The organism is Taibaiella sp. KBW10 (assembly GCF_003852495.1).
Taxonomy (GTDB): domain Bacteria; phylum Bacteroidota; class Bacteroidia; order Chitinophagales; family Chitinophagaceae; genus Edaphocola.
In genome coordinates this window covers 215,252-241,226 of record NZ_QAJI01000005.1, presented here as the reverse complement: position 1 = coordinate 241,226, position 25,975 = coordinate 215,252, and the positions used below count along the sequence as shown (strand labels likewise).

Sequence of the window (25,975 nt, the reverse complement as noted above, 5' to 3'; positions counted from 1 at the left end):
ATTTTTATTTTTTAGTCTTCTAAATATCCGAATTTTCCCTGATTAAAATCGTTAAAAGCCTGCATTATTTCTTGTTGTGTGTTCATCACAAAAGGACCATGCGCGACAATCGGTTCGGCTATGGGTTCCCCGCTCAAAATAAGGACCAAGGCATCTTCTGAAGCAGTTATGGTAAATGTCGTTCCTCCATTTTCGAATAATGCGAAATGATCGGTACTTACGGCTTGTTCTCCATTCACCACAATACTGCCCTCAATAACCAACAAAGCGGTATGATACGATTCAGGAAGATCAATATCTACGGCAGCACCTTTATGAAGTTTAGCATTATAAATATGGATGGGTGTAAAGGTACTTGCTGCGCCCTTTACGCTCTTATAGGCTCCGGCAATTACGGCAATACTGCCTGCTTCATTTTCTAATGTATACTGCGGAATTGCTTCTTTGGTAATTGCCTGGTATTTGGGAGCAGACATTTTATCTTTTGCAGGCAGGTTTACCCAAAGCTGCACCATTTGAAAAAGGCCTCCTGTTTTACTAAAACCTTCTTCATGGTATTCTTTATGCAAAACACCTGAGGCAGCAGTCATCCATTGGACATCTCCTTCATTGATTACACCACCGCCACCCGAACTATCATGGTGTGCCACTTTACCTTTGTAGGCGATGGTAACCGTTTCGAATCCGCGATGCGGATGTACCCCTACTCCTTTGGGAACTGCTGAAGGGGCAAATTCGTAAGCAGAATTATAATCCAGCATGATGAACGGATCCATCCGATGCATACCGATCAGGTTGCCGTGTGGAATAAAATTATGTACCCTGAATCCATCTCCCACAAAATGGGGTGCCTGTGGGGCAATCAAGGAAGCTACTTTTTTTATATTCATTACTATTTTATTTAAATGTATAGTGCAAAATTAAAACAAGGCTGGGTCCGGAACATTGATGTATGGTAAGTAGCTTATTTCTGAAACCTTCGGGTAGCCAGATCCTTTCTTACCCTGCTGAGGCTTTCGGGCGTAATCCCTAAATAGGAGGCGACCAGGGTCTGGGGTACCCGTAACAGAAGATCGGGGTAAATTTTAACGAATTCGAGATAACGCTCTTCAGCCGTAGCGCTTAATAATAAATTGATCCTGTTTTGTAAATGACGGATATGGTTATGCAGCAGGCGATTGTTGAATAAGGCGAAATCTTTATTTTGCAGAGAGAGTTCGGCAAATACATCTTCATCCATCATCGTGACCACACTATCTTCAAGTGTTTCTATAAAATATTGAGAAGGTTGATTGAAAAACATACTCTCCCGGTCTACGACAAACCATCCTTCGGGTGCAAATTGTAAAATATGTTGTTTGCCTTTTTCATCAATAGAATAATACTTTAAAAGACCCTCTTCTACAAAGAAAGAGTGTTTGCATATGTCTCCTTGGCGCAAGAGAAAGTTTCCTTTTTTAATCCTGATTTTTTTTAATTTTTCTATGTGTTCTTTGATCGTCTGTTCGTCTATTTCCACATTAGTGGTGAGGAATGTTTTCAGGTTAAAGCTATTCATGTGCATTATTTTCGTCGATACAAAACAAGAGATGATCCGGAAATCGGAACATCTCAATATATAAAAATACAGAAGTTTGAAGACTCTTCAGATGAAGATTATTCTCCCAGCTCTTTCTGTATCTTCTTGTTGTGGATTCTGGAAAATAAAAGGATGAAAACTACAGAACCGATCGCAGCATAAAGCATATCCGATTGGGTATCCCAAACATATCCCTGTGTACCCAGAAAGGCATCGGCATTACTGCCGGTGGCCAGGGCAATACCCCATTCCAGGAATTCATACATGGCACTGATCCATACACAGACACAAATTACCAGAAAAGGAAGCCAGGACTTACTGTTAATAATCTTCCTGCGGATGAAAATTTCACGGGTGATGGCTGCCGGTACAAAACCCTGCATAAAATGCCCGATTTTATCATAGTTATTGCGCTCTTGTCCTAAAGCATCTCTGATAGAATCAAATAAAGGGACTTCGGCATAGGTATAATGCCCACCGATAAAGAGGATATAAGTGTGTAATAGGATTAGCACGTAGACAAAATAGGTAAACCGGAATTTTTCAAAAGTGGCCAGAAGTACCATAACCCCCAATAAGGCAGGAAACACTTCCAGAAACCAGGTAAAATAATCATGCGGCTCAATGGCCGACAGAAGTAAACCAATACCAAATAAGAGTAAGAGTAAGTAGTATTTTTTCATTTATTCCTGTTTTCAATAATCCGGGCTAAAGTATTCCTTGTGGAATAATAATACCATACCTGAACAGGAGGCCTAAAATTACCAAAATCGTAAAGTATGATTTTAGCAATAAGGACTACAATTCAGGTATGGGGCTTAAAATCCCCGATCAAGGTATTGCCATTCACATCAATTCCACACAAAAACAAGTGCAAATAGCTGGATCGGAGTATTATATAATAGTACTAACGATCAATTCACATAATTATATATGCACAGGATAAAATAATAATTGGGTATCTGCAAAAATGAGTGCCAAATCAAGGCAAACAAACTTATCTGAGTTCCATACTTCTAAACGTGAGGTTAACCCGGGGGCTATCGATTTTTGTAGTGGTCGGTAGCTTATGCAGCCAGTGGCTTTGTGTTGTATCTTTCATAACCAGCAAACTGCCATGCTCCAGGATGAGGCTGATTGTTTCTTTACTTTTTTTGTGCTTCAGTGCAAATTTTCGCGGTGCACCAAGGCTCAGCGAAGCAATAGCACCATTCTTTTGAAGATCTTTCTCATCATCACTATGCCAAGCCATGCCCTCCTGTCCGTTATGATACAAATTGAGCAGGCAGGCATTGTAAGTCGTTCCGGAAATAACCTCAACCATCTTTTTAAGGGCGAGTAAAGGGTCCGTCCAAGGTAATGCCTGTTTGGTGATTTTAGAATAAGTATATTCAAAATTACGGTCTCCGTACCAGGCTACTTTTCGTTTGGTGATGATCTTCTTGCCGAAGATAATGGCTTCATCATGTTGCCAGGCAATATCAGACAATAAGGTGGCCAAATAATTATCGGCCGTGGCTTTGTACATAATACTGCCATAGTATAGTGTAGCGCCATCATAAGGCAGCAGTTCTATCGGAAACTCGGTTGTTGGTTCCCATAAATTTATTTCGGGCATAAATTCAAGTATTATTTCATCAGGCTTACTGCAGATGTAAGACGATACAGAGATTATTTAAAAGGAGGTTTTATGAGGTCGTTTCTATCTGGGCCTGCTCCCAACCGATGATGGCCGTTTTGCGTGTAGGCCCCCACATATAGCCGCCAAAATTTCCCGTAGCTTGAATTACCCGGTGGCAGGGGATTAGAAAAGCGATAGGGTTACTTCCGATTGCGGTGCCTACAGCCCTGGAAGCATTGGGTTGTTCAATCTGTTTCGCGAGTGTCCCATACGTTGTTAGTTGGCCCATCGGAATCTTTAAAAGGGCTTCCCATACCTTAAGCTGAAAAGGCGTGCCTTTAAGATGTAATTTTATTTCAGGAAGAGGAGCTTCTTTATGATCAAATATCGATAGGGCCTGTTGCTGCAGCAGGTTTGTTTCTTTTGTGAAGGATGCATGCGGAAAATAGGTTTGCAGCTTTTCAACAGCAAACGATTCCTCTTCTTCAAAAGCCATGTAACAAATTCCAATATCGGTAGCGGCTATGATCACTTTCCCGAAAGGGCTGGGAAAGAAATCATAATGAATCGTGAGTTGAGCGGCACCGTTTTTATAGCTTGCCGGCGACATGCCCTCTATCTTGATAAACAATTCATGCAAGCGACTGGTGCTGGACAACCCGGTTTCATAAGCGGCGTCAAATAAGCTGGCTTGCTGTTCTGCTTTTAATAAACCTTTGGCATGTTCCAGGCTGATGTATTGTAAAAACTTTTTCGGACTGGTGCCTGCCCATTCCGTAAAAAGCCTTTGAAAATGAAAAGGGCTCATATGCACCTGCGCAGCAATTTCTTCCAGGCCTGGTTGTTTCCTGAAATGCGTCTTGATAAAATCTATCGCCTCAGCAATGCGCTGATAGTCTTGTTGCTCTTGCGTATTCATAATACAAATAATCATTTAATACACCACAAAGTTCCGGATACAGGCGGAAATATACAATCCGGAACTTGCGGAATTTATGATATCCCTTATTCGGCTTTCATGGCCAGTCTTATGATAAACAGGATCGGGACATTGATCAGCCCTATATAGAAAATGATTTTTCCATTGGCCCTGTCTTTAGGACTATAGGAATATACCTTAGTGCCATCCGGAAGTGTTTTGGTCGCGCTCCAGATCATATATCCTAATATGATGCCGATTAAACCACCGAAAACAGAAAAAATATACCCAAGCAATATGGTAATAGGTTGTGACTTTTCCGGTGCCGCAAGGTGCCGGATTCTTTCTGCTCTTTTATTCCGGATCTGTACCTCATCAATCACTTCTCCTCTCTCCGATAGGAGCTGTTTGGCTAAAACATAATCGAATTCATTCCACTCATCCGGTTTACAGACTACATCAAACAATTGTTCGTTCGTGAAGGTAAAGAGGTAATAATCTTTATTGATTGTATTCTTATCAATAATAACGTTCTCCAGTGCTTTGTTAGCGTTTTCGAAATCGGTATTATTGATCTTGAGGTAAAATTCTTTATTATAGAACGAGCCGGTGTAAGCGGTATCAAAAGGGGTGATACTTTCTTCTACAAAAGCTTTGATTCCGGATGCTGCTAAGGTTTCGGCCAAAGCTTCTGCGTCCATGCGATTGTCAAATGTCCTGTATGTTGTTTGCTGTCCTGGTATCATGGGTATAAAATTGAAATTTGGAATCACTTTTACGATTTCATTTTACGGAACATCGTTGTTTGAAAGGCCGCTGATAAGATATGTGCCGAAAGTCCGTTGCTGCGCTGATAATAATTATAACGCAAGGTCATGCCGTTAAACAGGAATGTTTTCCCAAGGTATTTAAACGGATTGTACCGGAATCCCAACCCCAGATTATAGCTGGTAAACGTAGCCAAGTCATAATCCGAAGTATAAAATCGTTCACTACTTATATGTTCTTTATAGGGCTTAAAATAAGGCGATCCCTTTTGAAAGTAAATCCTTGCATTTGGGAGTAAAGTCACTTCCCTATTCAGCTTAATGGCTGTTTCGTTTTCAAGCGCCAATGCATGAATACCGAAATCATCCGTATAGCCGTTTACCGTATTTTTAAGCACGACTCTTCCTCCGGAAAAGCTGTTCCATTTCAGGGCCAGCGCTGCTTTTAAGCGGCTTTCGGGCAGCTGTTCCACCGCCAGGCTTCCATCAGAGAAATATATTCTGTGAAATGGCGTAGACAAGAGTCCCTGTTGATAAGTGAGCTCGGGATAAATGCCGAAAACATTTCGCTTGTTTATAATCTGAGTGACACCCAGTTTGAGGTTATAGGAATATCGCTTATACACATCATACCATTCTTTATACCTTAACTCCGCAGGATATATGAGCGTTTCTGCCTTGAAATAGCTTTCATTGATCCGGCCCCATCTCAAATCATCGTTAAACACCTGCAGGTCTGCATGATAAGTACGTTGGCGTTTGGTATCCTCTTTTGTAAACCCTATGCGGCCGCTGTAAGAAAAATAATCGCTTTCTACAGAGAAGCCCATGCCACCATATATCGTCAAATCCTTGCGTAAAGCATGTTCGAGGATGCCATAGGTATACGCATGAATATCCGTATAAGAGGCAGAAGATTTTATAATATCAATATTATCGATAGAGGCAGAGGTAATGATGTCTGTACCCACATTAAAACTCAGTGCATTTTTGTTACGGCTTCTTTTAATATTGACAGCAGGGCCATAAACGGTAAGGGCCTCTGTACCGATACCACCTGTTACAGCAGAACGATTACCGTCTTGTATATAGTGGTTATAAACCAATTCTACTTCACTCTTGTCGATTTTTGTTTCGGATTGTGCGGTATCTTGTGCCGGAGCCGTGTAGCCCAGCAAGGCGATGCTCCCGATTAAAAATGTCGTCTTTTTCATAAGATAATTAGTTACAACCGCAGCCCCCACTACCTTTTAGCCCATTAGCCGGTGTAGCACCTTCTCTGATCGAATGGACATAATCATTAAAATTTCTTCCGGCATCTTTACTCATTTGCATCTCAGCATCATTCAGGTATTGCCGTTCGTAAGGTTTTACGCTGGCACAGGAAGATGCAAAAAGGATAAGCAAGAGACTACTGATTAACCATCTCATACTGTATATATTTAGAGCCATAAATGTCGTTATTTTCATCAATAATAATACCATGTGTTTGGGGTAATTGGTTGATAAAATCCAATCCTTTTTTTATTCCCTTTACATACACAGCAGTTGCCAAAGCATCTGATAGTTCTGCACTTGGAGAGAAGATGCTAACACTTTTAATCCCACTCAGGGGCATGCCCGTATGGGGATCAATGTTGTGGCCGTATCGTTTGCCCTTCCAGATAAAATGCTGTTCATAGTCGCCCGAAGTCGCTGCTGCTGCATTGTTCAGCGGCACATATAAGAGGATTTTCCGGGTATCGTCCGGATCTGCAATGCCAATATTCCATTGACTACCGTCCGGTTTACTGCCAAAGGCACAAAGGTCGCCACTTGCATTAATATATCCCGAATCCAGTCCGGCTTTGAGCCATAGTGTTTTCACCCGATCAGATGCATAGCCTTTACCGATGGCCGCAAAGCTGATCTTCATATCCCTTACCGAAAAGCCAATACTATTTTGCCCGGCATCAAGCAGTAGCTTATGATACCCCACCCGGAAAAGCGTCTGTTGGATCAAAGCTTTATCGGGCATCTCAAAAGCTTCATTCTTGAAACGGAATAATTTTTTTAAGGGGCCAATCGTGATGTCAAAATCTCCTTGAGTCAGTTTAGAAAGATCCTGGCAGCGGGCAATCAGATCAAAACATTCCTTATCGATCGACAGTGGACCGGAAAGTATGGATGTATTAATCTTAGCCGTCTCTGAACCGGGTAAAAACTCTGAAAGCAATTGTTCCAGACGTTCTATTTCGGCGATACCCATATCCAAAAAGGTATGGGCATCTGCTTCGGTACCGCAGACCACACCAAGTGTAAATGCAGAACCCATAAGCTTTTGAGATCGTGTATAGATGTTCATTTCGATAGACTGGGTTCAAAAATATACTTAAATCATTATAATAGATTTTTAATTATTGGTTAAATTGGGTGCTCCTTATTTTATCTGTAAAACAAACGATGATGAAAATAGAAAATCCAGGGGAAAAGCCTTTGCGGGAAATTGCGGAATATTTATCTCAGAAATATCCGGGCGTCACGATAAAGAAATCATACTTTATAGATACCATTTTTGTGCCTTCCGGAAATTTAAAATTTGTATTGAGAGATAGGACAAGTTTTTTAATAGCAGATTTTGTACCCCCTATCCTATTATCAACAATTGTTTTTATTCCCATGGTCCTGTTATTACCAATTGTAATCAACCTGACTTACGAAAAATCGACTTTTGGAATCGGTAAAATTACCTGGGTCTTTCTCTTGTTTGTCATCGGGAGGGCAATATATAAGTACACCAAGAAGGAACAATTTGAGCAGTTTTACAGCGATGTGGCGGATGCGATTCAGGCACAACCGAGCGAAAACGCGATTTTCTGATTATACGCAAATCCCATTTGTAAAGGCATTATTGCAACAATATGGAAGGGGTAAATGCCGAGTTCCCATGCCTTAGTGCTTGTGTATCAGTCTTGATTTTGATAAACCCGATTTAAAAAGATAATTAAATCATTATGACAGGTTTTTTAATTATTGATTAAATTGTGTGCTTATTACCTTTGATAAAACAGAATTTATATATGAAAATACAGAATCCTACAGCGAAGCCGCTACAAGAAATTGCCGATCAGTTATCCCAAAAATACCCAGGTGTGACGGTTAAGAAACCATTTTTGAGTGGTAATACTATTTTTATACCCACAGAAAATTTCAAATTTTTATTGAGAGAGCGAAAAACACAATTGATCGTCGATTTTGTACCACCGGTATTAGTATCTATATTAAGTATTGTGTTGAGTATAGTATTGCTATCCGCAGTACTGTCGTTGATATACGGGCAATTTGTTTTTGGCTTCGGCGGTGCTTTATGGCTTGTCTTAGGGTTTCTTGTGGCTAAAGCGATTTTTAAATCGACTAAAAAAGAGCGGTTTGAAAATTTTTATAAAGACGTGGAAGAAGCCATTCAAGGGAGACAAAGCGATAGCCGTATTTTCTAAACCTGCTTATTGCGCCAGTAACCAATTTATGAGGTCCTGATTATCCACAATACTCCAGGAGTGCGGATGCTTTTTCTTATCCGGATTCCGAAAGCCTTTATCCTGTGTAAGGATCAGGCTGGCTTTCTTATTGCCTAGCCGGTTCAATTCGTTGATCATGGCTGCGGCATCTGTGACGTTCATGTTGGAGAGATCAAAACTGCGCTCCTGCATCCACCATTGTATATCCGGTTCGCAGTAGATACGCAGTGGGGTGTTAACTAAACACTTTACGGCACGCTGCGTCGTATCCGAAAAAGAGTAAGGAGATAAACGATGATATTGATGGGGTACGGCTTCGGGCGTGCCTCCCATCTCCTCTTTAATCCGCTGTATCATGTAAACACTTTCCGGATTGGGTTTATTCGCTCCGGCTAGTCGTACGGATCGTAATGCGGCTTGGTAAAAGCGCTCAAAATCGAGTGGCGGATCTATAGCGAATACGGCCTTTGGTTTAAACAGACCCGGTTCCTTTTGAGCGCGCTCAGCATATTTGATCGCAGAACTACCCCCAATTGAAAAGCCGCCTATATACATATCCCAGTGCGCAAGTAAATACCTGCGCTGCACATCTTTGATGATTTCCTGCAAAGATGCCTGACTGAGGCTATCGATCCCAAAAGCCTGCGTACCGGTACGGAAAGTTGGGATAACCGTTAAGATCCCATTCTTCGCCGCCATGCGGGGAAGTGCCGTTTGTACCGAAACCGCTTCCTGTGTTTCTCCAAAAGCAGGGATCAGGATCAAATATCCCTTCAATTCCGCGCTGTCCGGAAAAAAAATAGTGTAACTGGCAGAATGCTTGTCTTCAGGGTTGACTACAATCTTCAGCGTATCTTGCGCACAAAGGCCTGTGTGGAGTAAAATAAAAAATAAAATGAATCGTATCTTTTGCATGAAAAGCGCAGCTGGTTTTTATGGGAGCAGACAATTTGCGTTATAGGAGCAATTGCCTACCAAATATACTTTAATATCATTATGGGCTGCTTGCTATTATAATAATTTTATCTTTGTTCCACATTTTCAAAACCGGGATATGCCTTTATTTTCTATACAGACCTATAATCAAATTGCCAAAGTAGGGCTCCATATTTTTGATTCGAATTATACAATCTCCGATCAGGAGTCCTTGCCGGATGCCATCCTGTTAAGAAGCCAACGGTTACACGAGCTGCCTTTGCCGGCCTCGCTATTGTGTATTGCCCGCGCGGGTGCCGGGGTGAATAATATTCCGGTGGAACGCTGTTCAGAAAATGGTATCGTCGTGTTTAATACCCCCGGAGCCAATGCCAATGCGGTAAAGGAACTGGCCATCACTGCGCTGTTACTGTCTTCCCGAAAAATAGTAGCCGGTATAGAATGGGCAAATAGTTTATCCGGTACGGATATAGAAAAGCAGGTAGAGTCCGGTAAGGCACAATTCTCCGGCCCGGAGATATATGGTAAAAAATTGGGCGTACTGGGTCTGGGCGCTATAGGCGTAATGGTGGCCAATGCTGCGGAAAGTCTGGGTATGAAAGTGTATGGTTATGATCCGTATATTTCTATAGATGCAGCATGGGGCTTGTCCAGGAATGTGAAGAAAGCCAAAGACCTATACAGCCTTTATGAAAAATGTGATTACATCACCTTACACCTTCCGTCTACGCCCGAAACGATCGGTATGATTAATGCCGAGGCAATGCGGCAGATGAAAGACGGCGTACGCATTATCAATTTATCAAGAGGAGAAATGGTGAATGATGAAGATATGAAAGCGGCCCTGCATCTGGGTAAAGTGGGCTGTTATGTAACCGATTTTCCGAATGCGCAAACCGCCGAAATGCAAAATGTAATGAGCATTCCCCATCTTGGCGCCTCCACGCCAGAATCAGAAGATAACTGCGCGGTAATGGCTGCAAGGCAAACCCGTGAATTCCTTGAAAACGGGAATATCATGAATGCAGTCAATTATCCCAACTGTGAGCTACCGGGTGTGGCGAGCAACAGGTTAACGATTACCCATAAGAATATGCCGAATATGCTGGGGCAAATATCGAAAATACTGGCCGATGCACAGATGAACATTCTCAATATGATCAATAAGAGTAAAGGAGCAAATGCCTATACCATGATGGATATTGAAAACGAATTGCCCGAAAAGGTGTTACAGCAAATAGATCAGATAGAGGGTGTGATTAAAAGAAGACATCTGCGTGGTGTCGTACCGCATTCCCTTCCATAAAATCGATTCGATATATTTTAAATACATTTGTGTTCCTATAAAAAGCATCAAGCTCCATCTATGACCAAACTATACGCTAAACATATTGTACGCATATCGCTGACTGCTTTATGTTTAACCGGGTTCAACCAGTATGTGCAGGCACAAAATACGTATCTGAATTATGGTTCAGATGAGTACCATCTGCTGGATCGGTTAGAAACCAATTCGGGTCAGCTGATCTCAGAATTCAGTATGGCACAGAAACCTGTTTCCAGAAAAGATGCGGTATGGTTCCTGAGTCAGGTCGTGCGCTCGGTACGCACCAGGGGCTTCCAGGTGAGCGATATTGATAAATTTAATATAGACAGAGCGATCTCAATCAGCGGAGAATGGTATGAGAATGCTTCCGGGGAAAGTGGTTCTATAGATTCCAAAAGACCAGTACTCAAATATTTTTATAAAAAACAAGCAGACCTGCTGCAGGTACACAATGACGATTTCTTCCTGGCGGTCAACCCCATCATATATGCTCAGGCAGGCTATGAACGTAATGTGGGTTTAAAGACAACAAATACAAGAGGTCTGGAATTCAGAGGCCGCATTGCCGATAAAATTGGTTTCTATACGATGCTCGCCGATAACCAAGAAAAAATACCGACATATGCAGAAGATTGGGTGGCCCGTCATCGGGGGCAATTTCCGGGAGAGCATTATGCTGTAAAAAACGGGAATAATTATGACCTTTTTCTGGCCAGAGGATATGTCGATTTTTCGATGATCAGAAACCATATCGGCGTTACTTTTGGCTATGATAGAAATCAGATGGGCTATGGGATACGCAGCCTCGCCATTGCGAATAGCAGCGCGCCTGCGACCTTCTTAAGGTTGCGCAGCCAATGGGGCAGGTTTTCATACGAAAACCTGTACACAGAGCTGGTGGCCAACAATACCATACTACAAAATGGAGATGGTTTATTACCCAGAAAATATGCAAGCATTCATCAACTCAATTTTACGCCTAATCATTGGTTGAGTGTGGGTATTTTTGAAAGTACCGTATTTGCTAAGAAAACAGGGATACCCGTTGAGATGTTGTTGCCGGTGATTGGATTACAGAGCGGTTTAAAGCAACTTACCGGAAACAATAACAATAATGCCTGGGGTTTCCAGTTTAAGGCCTTACCGATCAACGGGGTTCAATTATACGGACAACTATATGCCGATCGCCTGGACTTTGCTGAAATTGGCGAAGGGTCCTGGAAAAACCAATATGCGGTACAATTAGGATTAAAATATTTTAATGTGGCTAAAGTCGCTAACCTGGATGGCCAGATAGAACTTAATGTGGTGCGTCCTTTTACCTATACCGCACAAAACGACAGCCTCACCAGTTATACACACTACAATCAGCCATTGGCGCATCCTTTAGGGAATAACTTTGCAGAACTCATCGGTCTGTTGCGCTATCAGCCGATGCCTAGGCTCACCCTTACCGGTAAAGTAATTTTATCGAAAAGAGGTGTCGATTCCAACAGTACCGATAATATCGGCAATGGCATTTTCGGATTGGCAGCGAATAGAACTGCTGGAGAGAAAGGCTATCCTATGTTTGTAGGCAAGAAAGAAAAAGGATTATATGGCAACCTGAACATTGCCTATGAAATTAAACCCAATATCTTTTTTGAAGCGGGTGGATCCTATTTTAAGAAAAACAGTGCAGATGTGGCACAGCCCACGGCAATATACCTCTATGGTGGCCTGCGGTGGAACATCAGCCGTAGAGAATACGATATCTACTAAGGAAAAGTGTCGTATCAACATTTATTAACCAAAAATTATATACATGAGCTTTAATCCGGCAGACAAAATTCAGGATCTTCAGTACTTCGGCGAATTCGGAGGCGTAAACCCCTCTATATCTGACTCTTCTACGTATACCTTTCTTTCTGCAAAAAAGATGTTCGATACCTTCGAAGGCAATGCAGAAGGGTGTTACCTATACTCTCGTCACTCCTCACCAAGCAATCTTTATTTAGGACAAGCCCTCGCGGCTATGGAAAATACAGAAGCGGCCAATGTTGCGGCTTCCGGTATGGGTGCCATTACTTCTGTATTGCTTCAATTATGTGGCGCAGGGGATCATATCGTGTCGAGCAGGACTATTTATGGCGGTACTTATGCGTTCATGAAAAATTTTCTGCCGAAATTGAATATCCATACCACTTTTGTGGACAGTACGAAACTGGAAGTTGTTGAGCGGGCCATTACTACGAATACAAAAGTTTTGTATTGTGAAACGGTCAGTAATCCCTTACTGGAGATTACTGATATTTCCGGCATGGCGGCGCTTGCCCAAAAGTATAACTTAAAATTGGTGGTGGATAATACGTTTTCGCCACTGGCGATTGCACCAAAATCTTTGGGTGCAGATGTGGTGGTCCATAGTTTGACCAAGTTTATCAACGGAAGCAGCGATACTGTGGGCGGTGTGGTTTGTGGTACCCAACAATTTATTGATGATCTAAGAAATGTAAATGACGGTGCGGCGATGCTTTTAGGTCCTACAATGGATAGCAATCGCTCGGCTAGTATCCTGAAAAACCTGCGTACCCTTCATATTCGTATCCAACAGCATAGCAAGAATGCCTTATACCTGGCCACGAATTTTGAAAAGGAAGGCTTAAAAGTAGTGTATAATGGATTACCGAGTCATAGTGGGCATGAGCTATACAAAAAAATGTATAATGAGGAATACGGCTTTGGCGGTATGATGACGATTGATGTGGGCAGCCTGGATAAGGCGAACGAATTGATGGAGCTGATGCAGCACCGCAATATTGGTTACCTGGCGGTAAGCCTTGGATTCTATAAAACTTTATTTAGCGCTCCGGGGAGTTCGACTTCAAGCGAGATTCCGGTAGAAGAGCAGGAAGCTATGGGTTTAAGCGATGGCCTGATCCGCTTCTCCATTGGTTTAGACAATGATATTGAACGTACTTTCCAGATGATGAAAACCTGCATGCAGGAAGTAGGCGTGCTCTAAAGTATAGCCAAATATATAAAAGGTGAGGGCCGGAAGCNNGCTTCCGGCCCTCACCTTTTATTAAAATATTATTTATCCTTCACCTCTGTTTTCCGAAGCATCGTAGACTTTACCATTGTCCTTTGCCTGTTGGTTAAAGCGATAAGTAAGCACTAAGCGAACAGTTCTTGGGCGCCACTGAAAGGTTGTTTCAGAATAAATTTCGGCGGTCTCAGTAACGTTTCTCCATTTTCTGGAATTAAAAATGTCATTCACATTAAATCCGATCGTGGCTTTATTTTTCATAAAGTCTTTAGACATCCCGAAGTCTGCAAAGAAGATACTCAGGGTTTTTCCTTGCGGATTTACCTCCGGTGCCTCATAGTTGGCGGAAAGCTGCATTCTCCATCTTTGGGGCAGCACAAAATTTACCGCCGTCCGGTTGGTCCAGCTAAAATTATCGACTTTAAAATGCGCGTTATTATAGGTACCGAAGATCGATTCTCTGAAAAAATTAAATCCCGAAGTAAATCTCAGCCAGGTGGTGGCGCTGTAATTCAGATTAAGTTCCAAACCATAAGCATCCCGATCGGCAATATTCAGGGGAATACGATAGATAATTCCATCGGAGCCATAGCTGGCCATCCGCTCGATCTTATCGGTCGTTTTTCTATAATAAAGAGAAGATAACAAGGAACCGGAACGCCAGTTTTGCATCATCCCTAATTCAAAGGCATTGGTATATTCAGGATTCAGGTTGGCATTACCTACCCGCATTTCTCTGTTATCGCCAAACTTCATAAAAGGCATTAATTCCCATTGCCCCGGACGGTTAATGCGGCGGCTATAACTTAACTGGAAGGTATTGTGCTCATTGTATTTATACGACATGGCCAAACTGGGAAACCAGTTGAAATACTGTTTGTTATTAGCATTGTTCAAAGAACGTTGTAAGGTAGTGACATCAGAATATTCGCCACGTAAACCGGCTTGTATACCTAATTTACCATAGGTATTAGAGCCCATTATATAGGCGGCATGCACACGTTCCTCATAAGTAAAGTCATCATTAAAGTTACTGGGTGCTTCCCAGTTGGCACCATTAAGGTGACCAAAACGAAACTCATTATTAAAATGTCTGTTCTGACTGCGTATCCCCGTTTCTATTTTGCCTTCGGTACTAAAAGGAATAACCAGGTCAGACTGCACCAGGAAATTTTCTTCCGTTACATAAGCCTTTGAGTTCTCAAAAACCGTTTGGCTGTAAGTTGTAGATGTTTCCGTATAATCGGACTTCTCAAAATCCTGATCCCGGAACCATTTTAGCTCCGTTTTCCATTCAGCACCTGGCTTTTTGAACTTTTTGGTATAGGATAAGCTTCCTTCCAGCATATCTTCCATTTCCTTATTCGCCTCATCCCGGCGGTCCGTACTCAGAAGGTTGTTGTTCAGATCCAGGTTTTCATAAGTTCTGTAATAGCTGTTATTCCCCAATCCTGAACGGATCGAGAACATGGCCGAAACGATATTTTTATCATTAAAGCTATAATCTAAACCCAAAGAGGCATTGTTACCCCATTTGCGGCGCTCATGCCGGTAATCCTGGCGATAAGCAAAGGCGGTATCGGCATTTTGCAGCCTTTGATAGGTGGTACTGCTGCCTGGAAATGTTCTCCGGCTTATGGTATAAGAAGCAAAAAGGTTTAATTTCTTTTTCCGGTAATTGGCATTAAAGCCAATCCCGTTATCCGGATAATATCCTGTTCTTAATGTAGCGGAACCGTTAAACCCGGCTTTATCCGTTTTTTTAAGGATGATATTGATAATACCCGACTCTCCCTGTGCGTCATATCGGGCAGAAGCATTTGTAATCACTTCTACCTTATCGATCATATCAGACTGTAGTTGTTGCAGGGCTTCGGCAGAAGAAACAATACCCGAAAACTTACCGTCTATCAGAATGCGCACATTCTGGCTGCCCCTTAAACTTACATTTCCTTCTGCATCTACCGTGATAGACGGAATATTTTGCAGTACTTCCGAGGCATTTGCTCCTTGGTTGCTCAGATCTGCCGCTACATTAAACACACGTTTGTCTATTTTTAAAGACATTTGATTTTTGTCGGCTGTTACCAACACTTCATTCAGCTTAACCGATTCGGATTTAAGATAGATGGCACCCAAATCTATACTGCCTGATGTTTGGGTAATCGGCAATGTCTTTTGCGCCAGGCCAAAAAGATCGACTATAATATAATAGCGGTCTTCCGGACTACTCATGGTGAAGGTACCGTCTTCCTGAGTAGCGATACCATGTACAAAAGAAGAGTCCGTAGTTTTAAACAGCCTGACGTTGGCATAGGGTGCCGGTGCTTTCACTTCGTCATATACTTTTCCGGAAATCTGCAGGGTACTTTGCTGTGCATATACCGAGACAGTACTCAGGTATACGAGGGTGATAAAGGTATATAATCGTTTCATTATAAACATTTGAGGGTATTTTCTGAAAGGACCTCAAAATTATTTAAATAATTGCGCTTTTATTTGATTTATATTTTAATTTAGAAATATTTTACACAATCCTAACTTTATAACGAAGAAAAAAAGAAGCAAAACCAATTTTATTTCAATTATTTATGCTTAAAGGAAAATATACATCTTTAATACTTGCCACCGCTGTTTTGGCTTTGATGGCCTTCAATAAATCGAGTAAGGTTCAAAATCAATTAGTAGGCACCTGGCTGCTGACCGATATTAAAGTATCGGAAGACTATTACCGTACCTGTAATGAATGCAAAGCACAGATTGAGGAGATTGACAGAATAGATTATGTTCCGGGAGACTCCAGGTTATACAGTAGCGCGGCTTCGTATCGTAATTACTTAAAGAAAGAACTCTACGAAACCCTGAAAAACGGGCAAGAGCGCTATAATGAAACGCTGATCGGAAAATATACGATGATCCTTAGTGATAAAAACCAGGTGATCAATGTCTTGTCGGGTACGCGGGATACTTCTTACTGGTATACCAAACAAAATGACGATGTTGTGGTATACGATCCTTCCCGGATCGGGAAAGAGGGCGATGTAACACAGTTTACCTTAGAATATTTAACGGCAGATTCTTTAGTTATGCGAAGAAGCGATTATGAGAACGAGAAAATGTATTATTACTTCAAACGAAAAAAATAAAGCAAAAAAAACAGCCTTTCCAAGTGGAAAGGCTGTTTTGAAATAAATATGATCAATTTTATCTTAAATCAATTACTTCTACACCAGGATAGGCCTTCTTATCGAAGGTATATAAAGCATCAGAAGCAGCCGCGTTGGCTTGTACGCTAGATAAAGAATAGGTGTAATAACTACCGTTTTTCTCTTCTACACTTCCGCTCATCACCATTCCGCTTTGATCTACTAAAATCGTAACACTTTTAAATGTTTTGGTTGCTTTTGGCGTTAGATATACAATATCTACTACTTTTCCGTTAATCGTTTGCTGACCGGCATAAGCATAATTGAAGTCATTAGCATAAGAACCAGAGAACAATTTAGTTGGAGACATAGTTACATCAGCAGGACTATAATTGGCAATCTGTACTTCTTTGTTTTTCTTCATATACGTCCACATCGTCTTACCATCGGAGATCATTTCCTGAGCGGGTACCGTTACATGGTATTTTTCCCCTTTCATCATCAAGGTTCCTTTCTGGTTTAATTGTGTTTTTCCTTTTGCATCTTTAGCTATAAAAGTAAAATTAGCTTTAAGGCTGGACATCCCTTTGATTTTACCGCTTAATTTATCCAAAACGGCCTTTGCTTTGGCATCTTGTGCAAAAGTCATCGAGGTACTTAATGTTACAATAGCCACGATCAATGCAAGTGCTTTTTTCATATATTTTGTCTTTTGGTTGAATCTTTAGAATGTAAAGATAGAACAGGGGTTTAAGGATTAAAAGCTAAGTTTATGTGAATTAATGTTGTAAAACAGTGGTTGTGCTGGTGACTACATTGGAAAAATCTTTTGCCGCGGCGACAATGGCTATTTTGTCATATCCGCATTGGCGATGCAGTTCTTCGGGTTTGCCATGTTCTACGATTTCATCCGGTATGCCCAAAATTGTTACCGAAGGTTTGTAGCCGTGCTGGTTAAAGAATTCCAGTACCGCACTGCCCATACCACCTACGACACAACCATCTTCAACCGTAATGATTTTGTTGAATTTTTTGCCGATTTCATGGAGCATTTGCTCATCCAAAGGCTTTACAAAACGAAGGTCATAATGAGCGGCATCAATACCGAGTGTGGTTAGCTCCTTACAGGCATCTACCGCGAAATTACCGCAGTGGCCTATAGTAATAATCGCGAGCTCATTCCCTTCTTTTATTTTTCTACCGGTACCTACCGTGATTTTCTCCATAGGAGTTTGCCATTCCGGCAATACACCTTGTCCGCGTGGGTAGCGAATCACAAATGGATGGGTATTTTCATCCAGCTGAGCAGTATACATCAGGTTACGCAATTCCGATTCATTCATCGGGGCACTCACAATCATATTGGGAATACAGCGCATAAAAGCAATATCATATGCACCATGATGGGTAGCGCCATCGTCGCCCACGACACCGGCACGATCCAGGCAGAAAATAACCGGCAGATTTTGAATGGCTACATCATGAATGACCATATCATAAGCACGCTGCATAAAAGAACTGTAAATATTACAGAATACTTTCATGCCCTGTGTTGCTAGGCCCGCACTTACGGTTACGGCATGCTGTTCTGCAATACCGACGTCCAGCGCTCGGTCCGGCATAGCCTCCATCATATATTTCAAGGAACAGCCCGATGGCATTGCTGGGGTAATACCCATAATTTTCGGATTCTGCTCCGCCAGTTCTATAATCGTTTTACCAAATACATCCTGATATTTGGGCGCTTGTGGCGTGGTGGGTATTTTGGTATTGATTACTCCGGTCACTTTATCGAACAAGCCGGGTGCATGCCAAAGCGTTTGGTCTTTTTCTGCCAAATCATATCCCTTACCTTTTACCGTTTTAATGTGCAATAATTTAGGCCCGGGCAGATCGGCAATATCTTTTAATTGCTCGGCAAGTTTTACCACATTGTGGCCGTCAACCGGTCCGAAATAGCGGAAGCCCAACGCTTCAAATAAATTACTGGCTTTAGAAACAACCCCCTTAAGGCTGGCTTCTATTTTGGAGGCCATACTGCGCTGAAAGCCGGCTGCAGGAAGCTTCCCTAATAAATGCCAAAAATCGTCTCTGAGTTTATTATATGTTTTTGAGGTAGTAATATCGGTCAGGTATTCCTTCAGTGCACCTACATTCGCATCAATGCTCATATTGTTGTCATTAAGAATCACAAGAATGTTGGCATTGGCAACCCCGGCATGATTTAGGGCTTCAAAAGGAAGGCCGGCAGTCATGGCACCATCGCCGATCACCGCAACGTGTCTTCTATCTGTTTCTCCCTTTACTTTAGAGGCAATAGCCATACCCAAAGCGGCAGAAATAGAGGTGGAAGAGTGGCCTACACCAAAAGCATCATATTCGCTTTCACTGATATTGGGGAAACCACTAATGCCCTTATACTTTCTGTTGGTATGAAATACCTTTCTTCTACCCGTTAATATTTTATGGCCATAGGCCTGATGTCCTACATCCCAAACCAATTTATCATAGGGTGTTTTCAATACATAATGCAGGGCTACCGTGAGTTCCACTACACCGAGACTTGCTCCGAAATGCCCTCCGTTTACACTCACGCAATCAATAATGAATTGTCTTAATTCATTACATACTTGCTGCAACTGAAGTCTGTCCAGTTTTTGTAAATCAGATGGGAATTCTATTGTACTTAATAAAGGGCCGGCTGAGATTTCTTCCATTATGTATTTTTATGCTATGCAAAAATAAGAAAAGTATACAAAGTAATGATCGCATAAACATAATATTGACAAAAAAGATGATTTGTACCCGAACATTCCGGGAACAGCCTGATAGCTATGGTCTTATCTAAAATGAGATACCCGGACCATTTGCCCGGGTATCTTAGAAATATGAAAGTCGTAAATCTGATTAGTATATAATGGTTACATCCCCTTTCTTCATCACTTTATTACCATCGCTAAAATAGACCACGATATAGTAGTAATAAACATCTGCAGGTGCTTTTTCGCCTTTAATGAGTCCATTCCATCCCTTTTTGTCGCCAGAATTATAGCTGCCGAAAACAATCGCGCCCCAACGGTTAAAGATTTCAAAGCTTACCACATTATAATTGCGGTCCATCTTGAAAATAGGCGCAAAGACGTCATTCTTGCCATCACCATTTGGAGTAAAGGCATTCGGCATATAGAAATCTTTAGAGAAATCGGTGCCTTTGATCAGGATCGTAGCCGTATCGGTACAGCCAAAATCATTTTTACCTACTACCTGGATCAGCTGATTTTCAGGAGCCGGGATTTTCTGCGTTGTTGCATTCTGATTAGGGAACAATTCTTTGGGAGACCAGGAAAAAACCTCATAAGTGGGATCACTGGCTCCTGTTTTCAGCGTAATCTGCTCTCCTTTATTCGGATTCGCCAGGTCTGCGGTGACATTAAGGGTAAAATTATCAACAATAATATGAGCTACGTTATAAATACTGTCGCAGCCGGCCGCATTTTTAAGGGTATCAATTTTTGTGGTCGAACCATAATAATTGTTGCCCTTGTATACCACCCGATAACAATCTCTCAGAGTTTGGCTTAATGTTTTCGCACTGTCAATAACCTGCAAACTCAGGTAAATTAAACTGTCACAACCACCGGGATTTACAACAAATACAGAATCAAACCGGTTGTTACTCACCGCATTGGCCGGAAGACTATGCCCGCGCCAACTGGTTGTCGCAAGTAGGTTTCTACAAGTACTGATGCTTTCGGTCTTATTGGGAGATGATCTAACGGTGAGGCTTAGGGTAATCACACTATCACATCCTGTAGATTGCGGCAGATTAATTGTTGTATAATTGGGATTAGTAACCGCATTTGTCGGGATGGTTACCCCACGCCAGGTGTACGGAAGTTGTCTTGCGCAAAGATCCAACAGCTCTGTGCTATGTCCAGAAGTATTATAATTGATGATAATGTTAGCCGTATCCTTATACCCACAGGCATTATTGGTGCTGTATACACACTGTACCAGATCACCGTTCAATAAAGTATTAGACGTATAAGAAGCATTGGTTGCCGCAGGAATAAGTGCATTATTGCGATACCATTGATAAGTACCCCCGGTTACATTATTCGTTACGGTTGTACTTAAGTTGATCTGATTAGAACAGTTTGCAGTAAGGTTATTGATGTTGATCGTCGATTTAGGGCAGTCAGAAGTTAAGGCAATACTGTCTATTGCAGCCGGAGGTTGTACGCCAAGCGTATTCCCGTTTTTCCAGGTAAAGATCAATCTTCTGTTTGTTCCGGCAAGGTTGGCTGGAAGCGTGATGTCGGCAGTGGTACCCGCAGCTACAGTACAGGAGTGGAAAGAACCTAATAAGGTACTGGCCCCTGTGCCGGTCCAGGCTGTTGTTGCATTTGAAGTACCGAATGGAGAATTGGTGACCGGAGTCAATGTGGTAGGGGCTACATAAACATAGAGCACATCATAGGCCTGGTTATTATTTCCTTCCCCTTTGGCATTCCAGCGGAATTTTAATTTGATAATCGTTTGTCCGGCAGGAAATGCGACATCTTTATAAAAGTGTGTGGTAGAATATTCATTAATATTGTAACTCCAGCTACTCCCGTTATTGGATTGCGATATATAGGCCAGCCTACTGCCCGTCGAGGCAAAGGAGCTTCCCGCATTAGATAAGGTTGTGGTGCCCAAAAACCAGTTATTGCCGGCATTGGCAGCATTGTTTACTAAAGTCCATCCATTGGCGGCAAAAGTATTTCCCATTTCAAAACCACCATCAGTATTGGGATTAATGATGACCGTCTGGGCAAAACTGTTTTGCGTGAGGCCGCATAGAACAATGCTTAATAAAATATTGAAAATAAGTTTCATGTGAATGCATGTTTTTAAAATGCGAGCGCAAATTACACCTATTATATAATATTTCCATATCATTTAACGATAAGTTCATATTGACACTTATGTGATCTCCTTTCCTGTGCGGTATACCGTCCCTTTAAAGACACAGATCAGCTTCCCTTCCTCGTTATAAGTTTTTATATCATATAAGCCGGTCGTCTTTCCAAGGTTGATCTCTTGTGCTTCTACCGTTAATACCTGTCCCTCAAAGGCTGGTCGGGTGTAGGAAATAGACACTTCCATGGCGACACTCAGGATGCCATGTGAATTACAGGCAAAGGCCAATGCAGAATCCGAGGCCGAAAAAAGAATACCTCCGTGTACCGATCCGAAGCCATTAAGCATTTCCGGACGGATGGTATACTGTAGTTTACAGTAGCCCGAGTCCACCTTTTCGATACGAATGTCTAACCATTTCGAAAAAGCATCATTTTTCATAAGCGCCTCTTTTGCCTGTTCCGGTGTCATCTTTATTAATTTTTGTGTGTACAAATCTATATAAACATTTTAGCAAGCGAATGAAAAGTTTTCGTAAATATTAAACCAAGCGTACCTTTGTAAGTCTTAAATGCACTAAAAAGTTTAAAATGAAAAAAATACTATTATGGACAATCGTTGCGGCTACTACATTTTTAGCCAGTTGTCGTAAGGAATATATAAATCCCAATCCTACAGATAATACTTATGAGTTTGTTGACGAGTTTGTTGACAACCGGAATGACTGGAATTTTGCAGATAACCTGGCTGATGCCTATGGGGTGATTGCTAACGGGACGTTCTCGTTCAACTATCTCGACCCAAACGGAACGGCTTCTTATATTGCAAAGAACATTCAGTTCAATCCTGATCGTAATTTCGTGATTCAGACGAGGATCGGTTCTGATAATAACATGGGGCTTTTGTTTGGTTATGATGCCGGTTCTCGTGCATATGGCTATAGCTTTACCATAAGTTCAGATGGTTATTATGCCCTTTGGGATGAAGGGGGCAATGGCGGAAGCACCGATATTACCGAGATAGTGAGCCCCAGAACGGCTAGTTTTGTGAATGGCAATGGTAACTGGAACGAAGTAAAAATAGAACAAGTGGGTAACACCTGGATTGGATATATCAATGGGTACAAGGCCTTTACGGTTTCGGCTCGGTATATCGTAAAGGGAAGTGTGGGTTTTGTGGTCGTGGGCAATACCAGAGGAGAAGCAGACTATATACAAGCCAACTATTATTAAAATATAATATACATGTTTTTTAAGCGTTCCTGAAAAGGATACCCTCTTAAAAGCTAAATTAAGGACACGGCATTCATTGCCGTGTCTTTTTGTTTTTAAAAATGAGTGTACCTTTGCGCTCATTCACACGCACAATTATCAAGATATTATGAATATATTACTATTGGGTTCCGGAGGAAGAGAGTCCGCATTGTCCTGGAAAATGAGCCAATCGCCTAAATGCGAAAACCTGTTTATCGCACCCGGTAATGCCGGTACATCGGCTTATGGCACAAATGTTGCCCTTGGAATCAACGATTTTGAGGCCATCAAAACATTTTGTTTAGACCACAAGATCGACACTTTATTTCCCGGTTCTGAAGACCCTTTGGTAAATGGTATTTATGATTTTTTTAAAGCAGATGCGGCACTGCAGCATATCACGATTGTAGGCCCGTCAAAATTAGGGGCAGCACTGGAAGGTAGTAAAGACTTTGCCAAAGAATTTATGAAGCGCCATCATATCCCTACTGCGGCTTATGAAACCTTCAATACTCAAAATTTTGAAGACGGATTGCGGTATTTGGACCAGCATACAACACCAATTGTGTTGAAAGCAGATGGCCTTGCCGCCGGTAAAGGTGTAGTGATTACCTCCGATAAAGAAGAGGCAAAGCGCGTTTTTACTTCGATGATCAAAAAAGCCCAATTCGGCGCCGCGGGTAGTAAAGTGGTCGTAGAGCAATTCCTGACCGGGATAGAGCTTTCCGTTTTCGCCTTTACTGATGGAGAAAACTATGTGTTATTACCCGAAGCAAAAGATTACAAACGTATTGGCGAAGGCGATAGCGGTCCGAATACCGGTGGTATGGGGGCTATTTCTCCCGTGCCCTTTGCACAAGGTGATTTTATGAAGAAGGTGATCGAGCAGGTCGTCGATCCCACCATTAAAGGATTAAAAGAAGAAAATATTATATATCAGGGATTCGTATTCTTTGGCCTGATCAATGTAGGCGGTGATCCTTATGTGATTGAGTACAATTGCCGTATGGGTGATCCGGAAACAGAGGTGGTCATGCCGCGTTTAGAAAATGACCTTCTGGATCTGATTGAAAAGATGAAAGAGGGAAAACTGGATGAGGTTACCGTGCAGCATAGTGCCAATGCGGCCTGTACCGTAATGCTGGTTGCCGGAGGCTATCCGGAAGCGTATCGCAAAGGAGATGCCATATCGGGTTTGGAGGATGTGAAAAACAGTATCGTGTTTCATGCCGGAACTACTGCAAAGGAAGGGGCTGTATTGAGTAATGGCGGCCGTGTATTAGCAGTCACCTCTTATGGATCAGACATTAACGAGGCGCTGCAAACATCTTATGAAAGCCTGAAGGCACTTCATTTTGATAACATGAATTTTAGAAAAGATATTGGTTACGAATTTAAATAAATCTTAAATTTATAGCTATGAACGGAATGTATAAACCAATAGGAACCTTACTGGTTGCGTCTTTGATGTTTTTGGCTACCGGTTGCTTTAAGAATCCAACCACCGGAAGGCGTTCTTTAAACCTTGTGCCGGAAGGAACACTCAGTTCTTTATCGGGTGAGCAATACAGTACCTTTTTAGCACAAAACAAAAGGTTGAGTGGCACAAACGATGCCCTGATGGTGCAACGGGTGGGCAATAAGCTGGCTGCCGGTATTGTGCAGTACTACGCGCAAAAAGGGCAAAGCAGCATTCTAAATGGCTTTAAATGGGAATTTAATTTAGTACAGGATGTGCAGAAAAATGCTTTTTGTATGCCTGGCGGCAAGGTAGTGATCTATACCGGTATCCTGCCTGTGACCAAAGATGAAACAGGCCTGGCAGTCGTGATGAGCCATGAAATAGCACATGCGATAGCACGCCATGGTAATGAACGAATGAGCCAAGGTTTGCTACAGCAATTTGGCGGCTTGGCTTTGAATGTTGCCCTGTCCAGCAAACCGGAAGAAACCCGAAACCTGTTTAATACTGCTTATGGCGTGGGTACGTCTGTAGGGGTTATGCTGCCCTTTTCGCGGAAACATGAAACGGAAGCAGACCTGATGGGCTTAGATTTTATGGCTATGGCCGGTTATAATCCCGGTGAGGCGGTCGGTTTTTGGCAAAGAATGGCTTCCGGTGCCGGAGCAAAACAACCGGAACTGCTCAGTACACATCCAAGCGATGCAACCCGTATTCAGAATATACAAAAACACTTACCACAAGCTTTGGCGATTTATAGCACAAAGAAATAAGCAACACAAAGAAAAGAGATTAACGAGCAAGCCGCGACATTAATATGTCGCGGCTTGCTCGTTAAAAATATTCATTTCGGTTACATCCGGTAATGGCCAATAATGGTGAACCGGAATAAACAATCTTCCAATACCTGCCCTCTTCCGATATTATGCACGATTAAATATTGTGTTCCTTCTTTATTGGGCACATCACTGACGATCCCGATGTGGGTCAGCCCTTTGTCCAGACTCCAGGCCACGACATCGCCCGGCAGATAGTCCTGCGCATTTTGTGTGATTTGTTTGGTATGCCCCTTGCGGCTAAAATAGGTCATCAGATTCGGTACACGACGGTGGTCTATATTGCGGTCGGTCGTTTTACGGCCCCATATTTTGGGATAAAGGCCGAAATGCGCCTGCATGTCTTCATAAACTTCTTTTTGTAAATCAATACCTGTTTTACGGAAGGTGCGGATGACGACATCCGTACAGACGCCCCTGTCTGCCGGCACATCGCCGTTGGGATACGGAATCACAAAGTAAGCAGGATCATATACAATCTGATCATTCACAATGCCGCGTGCCGCCTGAGCCAACTTTTGTCCCTTGGCGGAGGCTTTGGGCAGGATCAGTTTATCGTCTTTATGCGGAGTGGTAATGCTTATTTCCGTATCGCGTCTTGCGGTACCCTCTGCCCTGCAGCTACTCAATAGGAGCAAAAGCGTTCCGAAAAGGATCAGCGTGTTGGATTTCTTTACCTTTGTCATAAGTTTGAAGACG

25 protein-coding genes and 1 pseudogene are annotated in these 25,975 nt (G+C 42.2%); 9 read left to right on the top strand and 17 right to left on the bottom strand.

The window, feature by feature from the left end; all coding sequences use genetic code 11:
- Positions 1–11: 11 nt before the first annotated feature.
- The 9 genes from DBR32_RS11540 to DBR32_RS11500 all read right to left on the bottom strand — a co-directional run bounded on the left by DBR32_RS11540 (position 12) and on the right by DBR32_RS11500 (position 7,230).
- On the bottom strand, positions 12–890 hold the full coding sequence (locus DBR32_RS11540) for a pirin family protein (RefSeq protein ID WP_124636489.1): 879 nt from the start codon (positions 888–890) through the stop codon (positions 12–14).
- A 74-nt stretch (positions 891–964) separates the two neighbouring features.
- Positions 965–1,558, bottom strand: coding sequence for a Crp/Fnr family transcriptional regulator (locus DBR32_RS11535; RefSeq protein WP_124636488.1), 594 nt, complete (start codon positions 1,556–1,558; stop codon positions 965–967).
- Between the two features lie 98 nt (positions 1,559–1,656).
- On the bottom strand, positions 1,657–2,262 hold the full coding sequence (locus DBR32_RS11530) for a DUF2238 domain-containing protein (RefSeq protein ID WP_124636487.1): 606 nt from the start codon (positions 2,260–2,262) through the stop codon (positions 1,657–1,659).
- A 314-nt stretch (positions 2,263–2,576) separates the two neighbouring features.
- Entirely contained in the window at positions 2,577–3,197 is a 621-nt protein-coding gene (locus tag DBR32_RS11525) for an alpha-ketoglutarate-dependent dioxygenase AlkB (RefSeq protein WP_124636486.1), read from the bottom strand.
- Positions 3,198–3,267: 70 nt separating this feature from the next.
- Positions 3,268–4,119 carry a methylated-DNA--[protein]-cysteine S-methyltransferase gene (locus DBR32_RS11520; protein ID WP_199724467.1) on the bottom strand — a complete coding sequence of 284 codons (852 nt, stop codon included), beginning with the start codon at positions 4,117–4,119 and terminating at the stop codon, positions 3,268–3,270.
- A gap of 86 nt (positions 4,120–4,205) precedes the next feature.
- On the bottom strand, positions 4,206–4,865 hold the full coding sequence (locus tag DBR32_RS11515) for a hypothetical protein (RefSeq protein ID WP_124636485.1): 660 nt from the start codon (positions 4,863–4,865) through the stop codon (positions 4,206–4,208).
- Positions 4,866–4,894: 29 nt separating this feature from the next.
- Positions 4,895–6,100, bottom strand: a complete 1,206-nt coding sequence (locus tag DBR32_RS11510; protein WP_124636484.1) for a DUF3570 domain-containing protein — start codon at positions 6,098–6,100, stop codon at positions 4,895–4,897.
- Between the two features lie 7 nt (positions 6,101–6,107).
- Positions 6,108–6,317: a DUF4266 domain-containing protein gene (locus DBR32_RS11505; protein WP_158605972.1), complete on the bottom strand. Its 210-nt coding sequence runs from the start codon at positions 6,315–6,317 to the stop codon at positions 6,108–6,110.
- The gene (locus DBR32_RS11500; RefSeq protein ID WP_124636482.1) at positions 6,298–7,230 is read right to left on the bottom strand and encodes an FAD:protein FMN transferase; all 933 of its coding nucleotides are present in this window, start codon (positions 7,228–7,230) and stop codon (positions 6,298–6,300) included. The genes DBR32_RS11505 and DBR32_RS11500 overlap by 20 nt, the downstream gene beginning before the upstream one ends.
- A gap of 98 nt (positions 7,231–7,328) precedes the next feature.
- Here DBR32_RS11500 and DBR32_RS11495 point away from each other — a divergent pair, with 98 nt between their 5' ends.
- Together DBR32_RS11495 and DBR32_RS11490 are read left to right on the top strand one after the other, a co-directional pair.
- A complete protein-coding gene (locus tag DBR32_RS11495; RefSeq protein ID WP_124636481.1) occupies positions 7,329–7,745 on the top strand; it encodes a hypothetical protein in 417 nt (138 codons plus the stop codon).
- A 200-nt stretch (positions 7,746–7,945) separates the two neighbouring features.
- A complete protein-coding gene (locus DBR32_RS11490) occupies positions 7,946–8,362 on the top strand; it encodes a hypothetical protein (RefSeq protein ID WP_124636480.1) in 417 nt (138 codons plus the stop codon).
- A gap of 6 nt (positions 8,363–8,368) precedes the next feature.
- On the opposite strand, the gene DBR32_RS11485 is transcribed toward DBR32_RS11490, so the two are convergent.
- Positions 8,369–9,298, bottom strand: a complete 930-nt coding sequence (locus DBR32_RS11485) for an alpha/beta hydrolase (RefSeq protein WP_124636479.1) — start codon at positions 9,296–9,298, stop codon at positions 8,369–8,371.
- A 139-nt stretch (positions 9,299–9,437) separates the two neighbouring features.
- On the opposite strand from DBR32_RS11485, the gene DBR32_RS11480 reads away from it, so the two are divergent.
- Genes DBR32_RS11480 through DBR32_RS11470 form a run of 3 tightly spaced genes read left to right on the top strand, consistent with a single transcriptional unit; the run spans position 9,438 to position 13,650 of the window.
- Positions 9,438–10,625, top strand: a complete 1,188-nt coding sequence (locus DBR32_RS11480) for a phosphoglycerate dehydrogenase (protein ID WP_124636478.1) — start codon at positions 9,438–9,440, stop codon at positions 10,623–10,625.
- A gap of 60 nt (positions 10,626–10,685) precedes the next feature.
- On the top strand, positions 10,686–12,407 hold the full coding sequence (locus DBR32_RS11475; protein ID WP_124636477.1) for a hypothetical protein: 1,722 nt from the start codon (positions 10,686–10,688) through the stop codon (positions 12,405–12,407).
- 43 nt (positions 12,408–12,450) lie between these two features.
- Positions 12,451–13,650 (top strand): aminotransferase class V-fold PLP-dependent enzyme, encoded by a 1,200-nt coding sequence (locus tag DBR32_RS11470; protein WP_124636476.1) that lies wholly within the window; start codon positions 12,451–12,453, stop codon positions 13,648–13,650.
- A gap of 72 nt (positions 13,651–13,722) precedes the next feature.
- Here DBR32_RS11470 and DBR32_RS11465 read toward each other — a convergent pair whose 3' ends face one another.
- Entirely contained in the window at positions 13,723–15,369 is a 1,647-nt protein-coding gene (locus DBR32_RS11465; protein ID WP_370453704.1) for an outer membrane beta-barrel family protein, read from the bottom strand.
- A 99-nt stretch (positions 15,370–15,468) separates the two neighbouring features.
- Positions 15,469–16,110, bottom strand: a pseudogene (locus tag DBR32_RS15860) (carboxypeptidase-like regulatory domain-containing protein); the annotation flags it as partial.
- A gap of 155 nt (positions 16,111–16,265) precedes the next feature.
- On the opposite strand from DBR32_RS15860, the gene DBR32_RS11460 reads away from it, so the two are divergent.
- Positions 16,266–16,820 (top strand): hypothetical protein, encoded by a 555-nt coding sequence (locus tag DBR32_RS11460; protein ID WP_124636474.1) that lies wholly within the window; start codon positions 16,266–16,268, stop codon positions 16,818–16,820.
- Positions 16,821–16,878: 58 nt separating this feature from the next.
- On the opposite strand, the gene lolA is transcribed toward DBR32_RS11460, so the two are convergent.
- The 4 genes from lolA to DBR32_RS11440 all read right to left on the bottom strand — a co-directional run bounded on the left by lolA (position 16,879) and on the right by DBR32_RS11440 (position 22,196).
- Complete coding sequence (gene lolA / locus DBR32_RS11455; RefSeq protein WP_124636473.1) at positions 16,879–17,520, bottom strand: outer membrane lipoprotein chaperone LolA; 642 nt, start codon at positions 17,518–17,520, stop codon at positions 16,879–16,881.
- A 79-nt stretch (positions 17,521–17,599) separates the two neighbouring features.
- On the bottom strand, positions 17,600–19,537 hold the full coding sequence (gene dxs, locus DBR32_RS11450) for a 1-deoxy-D-xylulose-5-phosphate synthase (RefSeq protein ID WP_124636472.1): 1,938 nt from the start codon (positions 19,535–19,537) through the stop codon (positions 17,600–17,602).
- A 190-nt stretch (positions 19,538–19,727) separates the two neighbouring features.
- Entirely contained in the window at positions 19,728–21,701 is a 1,974-nt protein-coding gene (locus DBR32_RS11445; protein WP_158605970.1) for a gliding motility-associated C-terminal domain-containing protein, read from the bottom strand.
- Between the two features lie 87 nt (positions 21,702–21,788).
- On the bottom strand, positions 21,789–22,196 hold the full coding sequence (locus DBR32_RS11440; protein ID WP_124636470.1) for a hotdog fold thioesterase: 408 nt from the start codon (positions 22,194–22,196) through the stop codon (positions 21,789–21,791).
- Between the two features lie 119 nt (positions 22,197–22,315).
- On the opposite strand from DBR32_RS11440, the gene DBR32_RS11435 reads away from it, so the two are divergent.
- The 3 genes from DBR32_RS11435 to DBR32_RS11425 all read left to right on the top strand — a co-directional run bounded on the left by DBR32_RS11435 (position 22,316) and on the right by DBR32_RS11425 (position 25,213).
- Complete coding sequence (locus DBR32_RS11435; protein ID WP_124636469.1) at positions 22,316–22,957, top strand: hypothetical protein; 642 nt, start codon at positions 22,316–22,318, stop codon at positions 22,955–22,957.
- A 148-nt stretch (positions 22,958–23,105) separates the two neighbouring features.
- Complete coding sequence (gene purD, locus DBR32_RS11430) at positions 23,106–24,380, top strand: phosphoribosylamine--glycine ligase (RefSeq protein ID WP_124636468.1); 1,275 nt, start codon at positions 23,106–23,108, stop codon at positions 24,378–24,380.
- A 17-nt stretch (positions 24,381–24,397) separates the two neighbouring features.
- Entirely contained in the window at positions 24,398–25,213 is an 816-nt protein-coding gene (locus DBR32_RS11425) for a M48 family metallopeptidase (protein WP_124636467.1), read from the top strand.
- A gap of 80 nt (positions 25,214–25,293) precedes the next feature.
- On the opposite strand, the gene DBR32_RS11420 is transcribed toward DBR32_RS11425, so the two are convergent.
- Positions 25,294–25,962, bottom strand: coding sequence for a DUF1287 domain-containing protein (locus DBR32_RS11420; protein WP_124636466.1), 669 nt, complete (start codon positions 25,960–25,962; stop codon positions 25,294–25,296).
- Positions 25,963–25,975 lie beyond the last annotated feature (13 nt).